General features: G+C 43.1%; 8 protein-coding genes and 1 pseudogene. 5 read left to right on the forward strand and 4 right to left on the reverse strand.

Annotated features, from left to right (window positions below; all coding sequences use genetic code 11):
* Positions 1–155: pseudogene (locus OSCI_RS28290) on the forward strand (lysine decarboxylase); the annotation flags it as partial.
* A gap of 226 nt (positions 156–381) precedes the next feature.
* Positions 382–975, forward strand: a complete 594-nt coding sequence (cbiT, locus tag OSCI_RS06950) for a precorrin-6Y C5,15-methyltransferase subunit CbiT (RefSeq protein WP_007354174.1) — start codon at positions 382–384, stop codon at positions 973–975.
* 73 nt (positions 976–1048) lie between these two features.
* Here the strand turns inward: cbiT and OSCI_RS06955 are convergent, their stop codons facing one another.
* Complete coding sequence (locus OSCI_RS06955; RefSeq protein WP_007354175.1) at positions 1049–1612, reverse strand: cold shock domain-containing protein; 564 nt, start codon at positions 1610–1612, stop codon at positions 1049–1051.
* 427 nt (positions 1613–2039) lie between these two features.
* Between OSCI_RS06955 and OSCI_RS06965 the strand changes: the two genes are divergently transcribed.
* Positions 2040–6044 carry a hypothetical protein gene (locus OSCI_RS06965; RefSeq protein WP_007354177.1) on the forward strand — a complete coding sequence of 1335 codons (4005 nt, stop codon included), beginning with the start codon at positions 2040–2042 and terminating at the stop codon, positions 6042–6044.
* A 55-nt stretch (positions 6045–6099) separates the two neighbouring features.
* Positions 6100–7602 carry a hypothetical protein gene (locus OSCI_RS06970; RefSeq protein WP_007354178.1) on the forward strand — a complete coding sequence of 501 codons (1503 nt, stop codon included), beginning with the start codon at positions 6100–6102 and terminating at the stop codon, positions 7600–7602.
* A 119-nt stretch (positions 7603–7721) separates the two neighbouring features.
* Here OSCI_RS06970 and OSCI_RS06975 read toward each other — a convergent pair whose 3' ends face one another.
* From OSCI_RS06975 to OSCI_RS06985, 3 genes are all read right to left on the reverse strand, one after another.
* Complete coding sequence (locus OSCI_RS06975; protein WP_007354179.1) at positions 7722–8339, reverse strand: CP12 domain-containing protein; 618 nt, start codon at positions 8337–8339, stop codon at positions 7722–7724.
* A gap of 128 nt (positions 8340–8467) precedes the next feature.
* Complete coding sequence (locus tag OSCI_RS06980) at positions 8468–9457, reverse strand: pentapeptide repeat-containing protein (RefSeq protein WP_007354180.1); 990 nt, start codon at positions 9455–9457, stop codon at positions 8468–8470.
* 157 nt (positions 9458–9614) lie between these two features.
* A complete protein-coding gene (locus OSCI_RS06985) occupies positions 9615–10454 on the reverse strand; it encodes a pentapeptide repeat-containing protein (protein WP_007354181.1) in 840 nt (279 codons plus the stop codon).
* A 340-nt stretch (positions 10455–10794) separates the two neighbouring features.
* Here OSCI_RS06985 and ilvD point away from each other — a divergent pair, with 340 nt between their 5' ends.
* Entirely contained in the window at positions 10795–12480 is a 1686-nt protein-coding gene (gene ilvD / locus OSCI_RS06990; protein WP_007354182.1) for a dihydroxy-acid dehydratase, read from the forward strand.
* Positions 12481–12515 lie beyond the last annotated feature (35 nt).

Raw genomic sequence — 12515 nt, forward strand, 5'->3', positions numbered from 1 at the left:
TCTGTCCCTATCCCCCTGGAATCCCAATTTTGATTCCCGGTGAAATCATCACCCAGGAAGCGGTAGAATATCTACAAGAAGTCTTGATTTTGGGTGGATGTATAACAGGATGCAGCGATCCAACCCTCAAAACGTTTAAGGTAGTAAAAGATTAATTATTAATATTTCTACACTATCAAAGTGATAGAATTATTCACAAAAATCTATAGCACCCCTAGCATTACTCTTGATTTTCTTAAAGAGAGTGTCTTTATGAGTTAGATAGTTCTTCTATATTCTTCCCTAGCCCCTAACCCCTTTTTCTATATTTATCCCTAACCCCTAACCTCTAACCCCTTCTTTCCCTAGTCCCTAGCCCCTAGCCCCTAGCCCCTTCTTATTATGCTTTGGCCCTATGTTACCCCCGGTATTTCTGATGATTTATTTGAGCGTTTACCCGGCATTCCGATGAGTAAGCGAGAAAGTAGATTGCTGTTAATTTCCCATTTACGTCTGCAAGCAGACTCGGTGGTTTGGGACATTGGCGCGGGGACTGGAACGATCGCAGTTGAAACAGGTTTATTATGCCCTAAAGGTCAAATTATTGCCATAGAACGCGATGAGGAAGTAGCGAGTTTGATTCGCAGAAATTGCGATCGCTTTGAGCTCAAAAACGTAGAAGTAATAGAAGGTAGTGCCCCAGAATGCCTTAAAGATTTGCCCTCTCGCCCTCACCGAGTTTGTATTGAGGGAGGTAGGCCACTTAAAGTCATTCTCCAAGAAGTTTGGCGGTATTTGCAACCCCAAGGTCGAGTTGTTGCTACTGCGGGAAATTTAGAGAGTTTGTATGCTCTTTCTGAAGGGTTTGCAGAGTTACAAGTTCGCAATATTGAGGTGGTGCAGTCGGCGGTTAATCGTTTGGAAACGCGGGGGATTCATCAAACTTTTGCGGCTGTAGATCCCATTTTTATTCTAAGTGGGGAAAAGTTGGATTAGATGCGCGATCGTGTAGAGATGGGTTTGCGATCGCAGACAATCTCTTTATTCTCACTTAATTGGGCTGGTGACACTACCTTGGGGCTCTGCGCCAGCCTGCTGCTACCGCTTCTGATTCAGAGCAGAACCACTTTTCTCCTTTTGCAGAATCAATGATTGTTCCATCGTAGTCCTCCATCCCTGGAACGTGATAAAACTTATTCCCTGTGGAAATCGAGATGTTACCTTTGATAACACAGTTTGGTTTTATAATTGATGTAATTGGCATAGGGGAACGACTAGGGAGCGACTGCATCTGAAAAAGCCCAATGGTAACTATAACCCCAACGCCAATAGTAGTTTCGAGCAACCCACCTTTCTTTCTTTTCCGTTTAGCTGGCGAAGTCTTGATTTTCTGTGTAGTTGAAGATTGAGAAATAACGCCTTGAATTGAAGCATCAGAAGCGCAAAATTTTCCATCCGTTCCCCTTGTCAATTTATAGAAAATTGTGTCTCCAATTTTTGGGCGGCGACCCTTTGTTTTTACGGCACTGATATGCAAAAATACTTCTCTACCACCTGCGCTAGGTTTAATAAATCCGAAGCCCCTATCATCATTCCACTTTATCAATTGCCCCTTCGTCAAATCAAATTTCATGGAGAACCTCACCGCTGACCGACATTTATTAAATAACAGCCACATTAGATAGTAGACTTTACTGGATACAACTTTTGTTTGTCAAGCTTTACTCCTCAGACTCAATTTTAGCTTTCCAAGCTTTAAGCTTAGCGCGAATTGCTTATTGCTCAGCTTTTGGAGGCATTGCTGCAATTTGGGCAAAACGTTCGTGGTTACGATCTTCCCAGTATTGCTGAATTTCTTCTGCTTGCTGTAAAACAATTTGATATTCTGCTTCGACTTCAAACGGTTGTCATGTCTATCGCCTCCTAGAAATTATCTCCATATTACCTCAAGATCAAAATAGAGTTGCAACACTCTTGGTATTAAGAGCGATCGATAATTTCTTATTTTGTTAAAAACTGCTGTAAACTGGAAACAAACCAAATCATAAAAGCTAGAACTGATGTCCTCCCCACCAAGTCAGCCGAATGAAATTGAGTTGATTGTTCAAGCTTCCCACCCGCAATTATTAGCCGGTCTAGATGCTTGGCTGCATCTGGGTTTACTCTCAGAAACTCAGGTCAAACAACTATGCTACAAATACCTAGTATGTCGCCTACCAGAACCAGCCGCCGAGCCTTTTAGAATTCCTACAGTAACAACAACGCCCCTTTTACCTGCTAACATCACTCCCCAAACACAGGTAAAATCTCCGGCTACTCCCAATTTTATTACATCAGTTTTGCAGTCACTTATGGCAGAACTCAGTGTAGTTTGGTTGTTATTTTTAGGAGTATTTTTAGTAGTAATATCCTCTGGAGTTCTCGCCGCTTCTCAGTGGGAGCGTTTTCCTGCTGCTGGACAATATGGAGTTTTACTAGGTTATACTTTGACATTTTGGGCTATTAGCACCTGGGTTAGTAAACAGAATAATTTGCAATTGACAGCTCAAACTTTGCAACTGGTGACGCTGTTGTTAGTACCGATCAATTTTTGGGCAATGGATACCTTTGGACTATGGCAATATCCCTTAAATTGGGTAGTAGCATTAGTGGCAGCCTTAATTCTGACATTTATTACTTGGAAACTCGTTAAAAAGCAATCGGAAAGACAACAAGAAACCAATAAATTAACTGCAATCAATCATTTAGCTTTGAGTTATTTGCATTCAGGCTGGATATTACCGGGAGGAGCATTAATTGCTGTTTATTTGGGGACAATTAGCACAGCTATTATTACATTCTATCAAACTCGTCAGCCGAAATCAACTCTAAGAGAGGGAGAGGATGTAAGCCAAATATTAGCTTTAAGAACCGATTTTCTTCCTTCTAAAAAAGCAGCTTTAGTAGTCTATGCTTTGGCAATCTTGCTAGGAAGAGCCATATTTGTTAAAGGTATAGAAATCAATCAATTGGGTTTAGCGTTGGGTATTTGTGGGGCGCTTTTAGCGTGGCTAGACCAACAACAAAAAGGTGATTTATCTGCCCAGCCTACTCCTGCAAAAGTATTCAACTGGGAAGCAGTGGGAGGCGCTTTATTGGCTATCGGCTGGTGGGTTTCTATATGGGATATTCCAGGTCAAGCGATCGCAGTTAGCGGCCTAGCCTTATGGTTTTTTAGTAGTCGCTTAGTTCGATTCTGGCGACGGATTGATTTGTTAATTTTATTTGGGATTGGACTTCAGGCAATTTTGCTATTTTGGCGGCTAATTCCCTTTGAATTTAAAACACAAACTCTAGCTATTTTAACTCAACTCACTAATTCTGAGGAAAATCCTTGGACATTGCTGAGCCTAGCGCTATTTCCTTACCTAATTTTAACAGTTAGTTTAACACAATGGTTGTATCGTCAGCGACAGCCTCAACTTGCTGGCTTTGGAGAAGGAATTGCACTTTTTTTCGGGATAATTTTAACGATTATCAGTTCGATCGAACCTCTCCTACTAACTCTGAATTTACTATGCTCTACCTTAGTTTTAGGATGGGTGACATGGCAATATGCGATCGCAGATAATTCTAATCAAGTTTCATTATCTACACCTAATCTCACACCATTAAGTCCTAACATTGAAATCCCCGTTTACCTAACTCACATTATCGGCTTGTCAACAATATTTTCTGGGATACACCTATTTTTTCCCACTCTCAATCAAGCCCTATGGTCAATAATCATGCTATCAATAATGCTAGTAGAATGGGGATTATTTGTCAAAGCAAATGCCAACGTAGAAACAGTGAGCGATTTTAGGCTAAATCTACTACCTTTAGCCGTCAAAAGTTGTTGGCACTTAGGATTAGCTTTAGCTGGATTGAGCTTTATTTTATTAACCGATTATTATGCAACGTCATACAAAAGTTCTCTAAATTATCTGGATTGGTCTTTGTCGTGGCTAGTAACACCTATAGCTTTAACTACTGTTGGCAAATACACAGATTCACGTCAAAGAAGGACAGCAATCGTATTAAGTACAATTGCTTTGCTAGCTGTTCAAGTTCTGACGCTAAGTTCACCAGGAAATCGATTAATTAGTTTAAGCATAGCAACGGGGTTGATGTTAATCAATACTTACTATTTACCCCTATCTTCTTTAGCAGTAACTACCATAGGATTTGGGCTAACTTTCTGCGGTAGTTTACTTTTAGAAGGAGTGCTAGGATTTCCCAGACAATCAGCATCAGCTTGGTTAATAGTAGGTGCGATCGGGCTTACCAGTTTGTGGCTAATTCGCGATTTTTTAATTGGTACTACCAGCGTTAGAGAGAGGGAAAATAACCAATTACCACTCCAGCAAATTTACGCAAAAGCCGCAGATAATTGGGCGATATTAATCTGTTGCTTATTATTAGTAAGTGTAACAATTCACTCTTTTGGTTTGTACGGAAAATTCACTTATATTACTTTTAGTCCATCAATTCAAGCTATTATTACACTCCTTGTAACCATAGCAGCTATTGCTTACCGTAGCTATCAACAACCTTCACATTGGGCAATTTACGGATTAGCTTGGGCGTTAGAATTACTAACAGCAGAAATATTAGGCTTTACAGACAGTCAAACTGTTTATTTAGCAATTGCAAATATCGCCTTGGGTTTAGTTACTCAACTGTTAGGAGATTGGTGGAGAAATAGAGATCCAAATCGCGACATTTTCCCTAGTATTCATATTATACCATTGCTTTATGGTACATTGGGATTAATGTTGCGATCGCACACTTTCACCAGTTGGACTGGCTTAACTTCTTTAGGCATATCCTTAATTATTATCGGCGTTGGTAGAAGGAAACCAGAATTCAAACCCCTTGTTTATTTGGGAATAATTGGCATTTCCCTTTCTGCCTGCGAATTACTAATTTATCAACTCAGTCAATTATCAGGCGGCGCTATTGGCGATGGATTAATTGCCTTAGCAACTCTGGGTACTACGATTGTCTATGCCTATCGTCTGCTTTATCCTTGGTTAATTAATTACTTGCGCCTTACCCCCCAAGAAATAAAAAATATTGCTCACATCCACTGGATTAGTAGTAGCTTACTCCTAGTTGTAGCCTCAGCTAATCCCATTCAATCAGCGATGTTTTTAGGATTAGGAACTGGCGCTTTTCTAGTTCAATATGCAATTTTTCAAGGTCGCAATCATCCTTATCCTCAATGGGGAGAAGCCTGGGTTTACATCGGTTGGATTGAAGCATTTGCTATTAGGCTTTACTGGCTGAATACACCTGTATTCCGCTTGATTACGGGGCCGCTATTTTTGTGGAAAACTGCGATCGCATCAGTAATTGCCTATTGTATCTACATCCTACCTTGGGAAACTTGGGGTTGGTCAAAAAAACCTTGGAAAGTAGTCGCATTTCTCCTACCAATAATTGGCATTGCAGAAAGTCGAGGTGAATTTCACCTTCTTAGTTTACTAATAACAGCCGCCTTCTATATCTTCCTAGATTGGGATAACAACCAAATCCGCTTTACTTACATTAGTTCCCTACTTATTGACTGGGTACTTTGGCGCTGGTTCGATCGCATAGGATTAACTCAGCCAGAGTTATACGTAACACCTTTAGGATTCACTTTATTATACATTGCTCAAGTAGATCCTGAACTTAAATTACCTCAGCAAAAAGATACTAGACATCTATTGCGAATGGTAGGATCTGGATTAATTTGCGGCGTAGCTTTACTAACTCAGCACGGCAATGGTTTAGTGCCAGGAATGTTTAGTTTAGCAGCACTTTTAGCTGGCTTAGGCTTGCGAATCCGGGCTTTTCTTTTCATTGGTAGCGTAGTGTTTTTAATCAATGCTTTCTATCAGTTAGTAATTCTAATTTTCGACTATCCCTTTATTAAATGGGTAATCGGTTTAGGCTTTGGGATTGTTTTTATCTGGATAGCGGCCACTTTTGAAACGCGGAGAGATCGGATTTCCGCTTTAGTCCAAAATTGGATTAACCAGTTACAAGCCTGGGAATAGTTTGTATAAAAGCTCACATCATAGTATAATGGCAGTGAATAGCAAGGAAAATTAAATGACTACACAAACTCCAGCTCTCAGCCTACCCGTTTTAGAAGAATTAAACTCAGAATCACCCAATATATGCGGTTTTGAAGCAGAAATCAGTGCCACAGTTCAAGAAAATCTGCCAGTATTTTTACCCAGCACAAATTTACAATTCAAAGACATTGCGGCGGGATTTGCCTGTGCTTTACATATGCACCAACCCACCGTACCTGCGGGAATTAATGGTTCCTCAATCAGCAATCTCCAGTATATGTTTGAACATCCCGGCCAAGGAGACAACCATAATGCAGAGGTATTTGCCTATTGCTATGGCCGGATGGGAGAATTTATTCCTAAATTGATTGCTGAAGGATGTAATCCTCGAATTATGCTTGATTATTCAGGTAATTTGTTGTGGGGATTGCACCAAATGGGCCGCGAAGATATACTCAACAATCTCAAACGAATTACCTGCGATCCTCAGTATCAACCTTATGTAGAATGGTTAGGGACGATGTGGAGTCACGCCGTTGTTCCCTCTACCCCAATTCCCGATATTAAACTACAAATAGTCGCATGGCAACATCACTTTGCTGCTATTTTTGGCTACGATGCTTTGAAGCGAGTTAAAGGGTTTTCTCCTCCAGAAATGCACTTACCAAATCATCCCGATACCCTCTATGAATATATTAAGGCTCTGAAAGAATGCGGCTATCGTTGGCTAATGGTGCAGGAACATTCAATCGAAAATTTAGACGGTTCGTCTCTGCAACAGGATCAAAAATATATACCCAATCGTTTAGTCGCCCGTAATTCCTCTGGCGAAATAGTCAGTATTACTATCTTGATTAAAACCCAAGGTTCTGATACTAAATTAGTCGGTCAAATGCAGCCCTATTATGAGGCAAAAGGGCGGAACAAACAACAAATTGATAACATTACTATTCCCTCTTTAGTTACTCAAATTGCTGACGGGGAAAATGGCGGTGTAATGATGAATGAATTTCCTAGTGCTTTCTTCAAAGCTTGCCATGAAGTCCGCGAACAAGGCGGCGGAAAATCAGGCGTTGTCGCCCTTAATGGCACTGAATATTTAGAGATAATTGAAGCAGCAGGCGTGAATCCTGACAATTATCCCCCTTGTCAAGCAGTTAATCAACACAAAATATGGCAGCGAGTTTCGCCGGAAAATGCTACGCCAGAAGCAGTAGAAAAAGCGATAGAAGATTTGAAACAAACAGACCACAATTTTCACATGGACGGCGCTTCTTGGACAAATGATTTGAGTTGGGTTAAAGGATATGAAAATGTTTTAGGCCCCATGACTCAACTCAGCGCTGCCTTTCACAAAAAGTATGACCCTTTATTACAGCAAGATTCTTCAGTAACTAAGCAACCTGAATATCAGCAAGCTTTGATGTATAACTTATTACTTCAAACAAGCTGTTTTCGGTACTGGGGACAAGGAATGTGGACTGATTATGCCCGTACATTTTATCAGCGCGGTGAGGCTTTAGTGGGATTAGTTTAAGAGTTTTTGTAACATAGGTAAAACCATTAGTAACGCCGCCCGGAAAGGCGGTGACTTGACCGCCTTTCCGGGCGGCGTTACGTTAAGCGTGGGTAAGTCCTGTTACTGCTTATAAAGCTTTAACTCTCGTACATCCGCGCTTCTGCTGCCTCTGGATTCTCCTCACAATAGAGATCGAATGCCGTCTTTTCAATCTTTATGGCTCGCTGGTGAGAAGCTTCAGCTTGCAATTCTTCCACAATATCCCAAGCAACAGCACACTCTTTAGAAGTAGCGCCTTTCTCTCTACAAGCCGTTCTTGCATCTTCGATCGCCTTCTCGATTTGTTGTTCTAGTAAAACACTTTTTGGTTTAGTCACAAAATCACTTTTATTCAGAATATCAGTGATTGAAATTATCCCCACCAGCGTATCTTTAATCACAGGAGCGCGGCGAATCCGAGTATTGGCAAACAGACGAGCCACATATTCCACGCCTAACTCAGGATTTACCACAATACAGGGCTTAGTCATAATCTCATAGACACGAACATTTGCCGGGTCTTTTCCAAAAGCTGCTACCTTGTAAACAATGTCTGTCTCAGTCACTATCCCGTAGGCATCCTGCTCGTGGCGGCGTTCAACAATCAAGGCACGCAAACATAGATCGTTCATCATCGCCACCGCCTCAGCTACTGTTGCCGAACCACGAATGGTGACTACTTCTGTAGTCATAATATCTTCCGCTTTCATCATCATTAGCTTTTCCTCTAACCTTATTTACTCCAGCTTATTCCGAATCTGGACTCACTAAAAATATTGTTTGTAGGACTTACACAAAAACAAGGTATTTTTGTCATCGAGAGCAAGTAATCCTGAGCCTGCCCTTATTCGCAAATATTACCATTAGGCCAGGTAGCGCCATTCAAATTCGTATCCTGCAAGTCTGCCCCCTCAATAGTAGCTCCTCTAAGACTGGCATTACGTAAATCAGCTCCTCTTAGCACCGCCTGTGAAAGATCCGCCTTCCAAAAATAAGCTCCTTCCAGGTTCGCATCGCTCAAGTCCGCCTCGTGTAAAATAGCTAAATTAAAATTAGCCGCGCTCAAATCTGCCCGACTCAAAATAGCGCCAGATAAGTCAGCCCTCATCAGAATTGCATAACTCAAATTAGCTTCATTAAGATTAGCCTCCTTCAAGTTAGCTCCATTCAGAGCCGCATCCTGCAAATTCACCCGTTGTAATTCTGCACCGCTGAAGTTAGTTGCTGTGAGGTTGCAGGCGCAAAAATTCGCATCTTTAAGTTTTGCCTCGCTAAAATTAACTCCATTCAAGTCCATCCCGTGAAAGTCAACATTCACCAAATGAGCTTTACTAAAGTTGATGCCCGTAAGATTGGCTCCATCCAGTACAGCTCCGCTCAATCTAGCTCGGCTCATATTGGCCCAACTCAGGTTAGCTCCTGTGAGCTTGGCATAGCGCAGATTAATCCCGCTCAGATTCGCGCCGCACAGATTCACCCCTGACAAGTTAGCAGAGCGTAGGTTTACCCCCGCCAGAGTCGCTCCGCTGAGTTTCGCTCCCGTAAGTTCCGACTTGACTAAAAAAGCTCCTCTGAGATCGGCTTTTGTCATGTCGGCATTGGTGAGATACCCTTTCCCTAGCTTCACAAAACTCAGATTGCTGCTGTAGAGGAAAGCGCCTGAGAGGTTAGTTTCGTATAGAGATGCCCAACTCAAGTCTGCTCCGGCTAAAGACGCTCTTGCTAAGTTTGCCCCCTCCAAAAATGCCCTTGTTAAGTTTGCGCCCATCAGATTTGCTTCAGCAAAATCTCTTTGTCCCGATGCGTAGCGATCGAGCAGTTCTCTAGCATCCATCTGCGCTTCCTCCTAAACTCTTAGCCAGTGCAGGCGCGGGTAGTCCTACTTCTGGCATAGCACATAATTTGTGCAGAAATAAACTCGCAGCAATAAATACAAAAAGTAAAAACTCCTAATTGTAATTTTTTAAAGAATTTCCATTTTTAAAGGACTCCTAATCATAGGTAGTACCGTTGGGCATAATTGCCCTTCTCATATCTGCATCCCGGAAGTTGGCGCGATCTATGTTCGCGTCAATCAAAACTGCTTCTACTAGAATCGCCCCGCTTAAATTTGACCAATTCAATTTGGCTCGGTACAAATTAGCTCCGGTCAAATTAGCTCCGCGCAAAGTTGACCAACTCACATTTGCTACTCTCAGGTTTGCTTGAGTCAGGTTAGCATCGCTGAGGTTAGAACCGATCGCGATCGCTTGCCGCAAGTCTGCCCCGCTGAGGTTAGCACCGTTAAGGGATGCGCCGCTGAGAATTGCCTGAGTGAGGTTAGCTCTCTCTAGAACTGATTCGTTCAAAAGAGCGTTTGTGAGGTTTGCTCCCTTGAGAGTTGACCAACTGAGAACTGTTTTAATTAAGTTGGTGCGGATCGTGCTTGCTTCCGTTAGGTTGGCTGCAAATAAATTTGCTCCCGTTAGATTGGCTTCTGTCAGGTTTGCTCCGCTTAAATTTGCTTTGCTCAGGTTGATATCTCTCGCCATTGAACCCCGCAAGTTAGCCCCAGTGAGATTAGCTCCGCTCAGGTTAGCGTTTGTGAGGTCAGTACCGATGAGGTTAGAGTCGCTGAGGTTGGCTTCGCTCAACTCAGCCCCGATGAGTTTCACCTCTCGCAGGTTAGCTCCGATGAGTAATGCTCCGCTCAAGTTGGCTTTTTGCAGGTTTGCCCGACTAAAGTTGGCATCGCTCAAGTCTACTCCTTTGAGGTTGCAGCCCATCAGGTCGATTTCGCGAAAATTTCTTTCTCCGGCCGCATATTGCCTCAGAATTTCATCGGCCTCCATGTCATTTGCCTCGTAATTTTTTCAGTTGGATAAGACTTAAGCCAAGACTTGCTCGTAACCCCGCCCTCTGAGCGGTTTAGCAACTAGCCTTACTGTAAGCGTAAGTCTTATTGGAGAGTCGTGGGTATTGTAAATCACAGAGATTATCCCAGATCGGCACAGATTCTGGCTCCAACTTGTGATTTTCAGGGGTTATTGGCGATACCCAAGACTATCTCCTCTACGGCGATCCAAACTGTCAAGGATTCTGAGACAATTAATCCTAGATGTCAGTGTTGACTGTTGAATGTTCGCAGGCTTCGGTCAACTGCCGCCAGTGAACAGACAAAGGAAATAGATCATGTCGGAAAATTTTAGAAGCCACGTTGTTACTCAAGGAACTCAGCGATCGCCTAATCGAGCGATGTTACGGGCCGTCGGTTTTGGCGATGGGGATTTTACTAAGCCGATTGTAGGTGTTGCCAATGGGTACAGCACGATTACTCCCTGCAATATGGGTTTGAACGATTTGGCCCTGAAGGCGGAATTTGGGGTGAAGCAAGCGGGCGCTATGCCCCAGATGTTCGGTACGATTACGATTAGCGATGGTATTTCTATGGGGACTGAGGGGATGAAATATTCTCTGGTTTCTAGGGAGGTGATTGCTGATTCGATTGAGACGGTTTGTAATGGCCAGAGCATGGATGGGGTGCTGGCAATTGGCGGCTGCGATAAGAATATGCCGGGGGCGATGATTGCGATCGCCCGCATGAATATACCTGCTATTTTCGTCTATGGTGGCACGATTAAACCGGGGCATCATAATGGTTCGGATTTGACTGTTGTTAGTGCTTTTGAAGCTGTTGGTCAATACAGTGCTGGCAAAATTGATAATGCAGAATTGTTGGAAGTTGAACGCAAAGCTTGCCCTGGTGCGGGTTCCTGTGGAGGGATGTATACTGCCAATACGATGTCTTCGGCTTTTGAAGCAATGGGGATGAGTTTGCCCTATTCTTCGACGATGGCTGCTGAGGATGCAGAAAAGGCTGAAAGTGCTGAAAAATCGGCGATGGTGTTGGTGGAGGCGATTCGATCGCAGTTACTTCCGCGCCAGATTTTGACTCGCAAGGCATTTGAAAATGCGATCGCGGTGATTATGGCGGTAGGTGGTTCGACAAATGCAGTGCTACACCTGTTAGCGATCGCCAATGCCGCTGGCGTAGAATTAGTTATTGATGATTTTGAAACGATCAGAGCTAAAGTCCCAGTGCTATGCGACCTTAAACCTAGTGGTCGCTATGTCGCTACAGATTTACATCAAGCTGGTGGCATTCCGCAAGTGATGAAAATGCTCCTCGATCGCGGTTTGTTGCACGGTGATGCTCTTACAATTACAGGTCAAACTATTGCCGAAGTTTTGGCAGATGTCCCTGCGGAACCTCGCTCTAACCAAGACGTAATTCGCCCTTGGAATCATCCCATGTACGCCCAAGGACACTTGGCAATTTTGAGGGGAAATCTGGCAACAGAAGGTGCAGTTGCTAAGATTACTGGTATTAAGAAAGCAGTAATTACTGGTCCAGCACGGGTATTTGAATCTGAGGAAAACTGTTTAGATGCAATTCTAGCAGGAAAGATCAAAGCTGGAGATGTGATTGTCGTCCGCTATGAAGGGCCAAAAGGTGGGCCGGGAATGCGGGAAATGTTGGCCCCAACTTCGGCAATTATTGGTGCTGGTTTGGGCGATTCTGTGGGGTTAATTACTGATGGACGCTTCTCTGGTGGGACTTACGGAATGGTTGTAGGTCATGTCGCACCGGAAGCCCAAGTTGGAGGCGCGATCGCACTTGTGGAAGAGGGAGATTCTATTACAATTGATGCCCCTGGTCGTTTGTTGCAAATTAATATTTCGGATGCAGAATTAGAGCGGCGACGCGCTAATTGGAAGGCTCCTAAACCCCGCTATACTGTTGGCGTATTGGCTAAATATGCAAAGTTAGTTTCTTCGAGTAGTGTGGGGGCTGTCACCGATTTAGGTTTGGGTTGATGGTAATGGGTAATTGGTAATTGGTAATGGGTAAT

This window comes from Kamptonema sp. PCC 6506, assembly GCF_000180455.1.
GTDB lineage: Bacteria > Cyanobacteriota > Cyanobacteriia > Cyanobacteriales > Microcoleaceae > Kamptonema > Kamptonema formosum.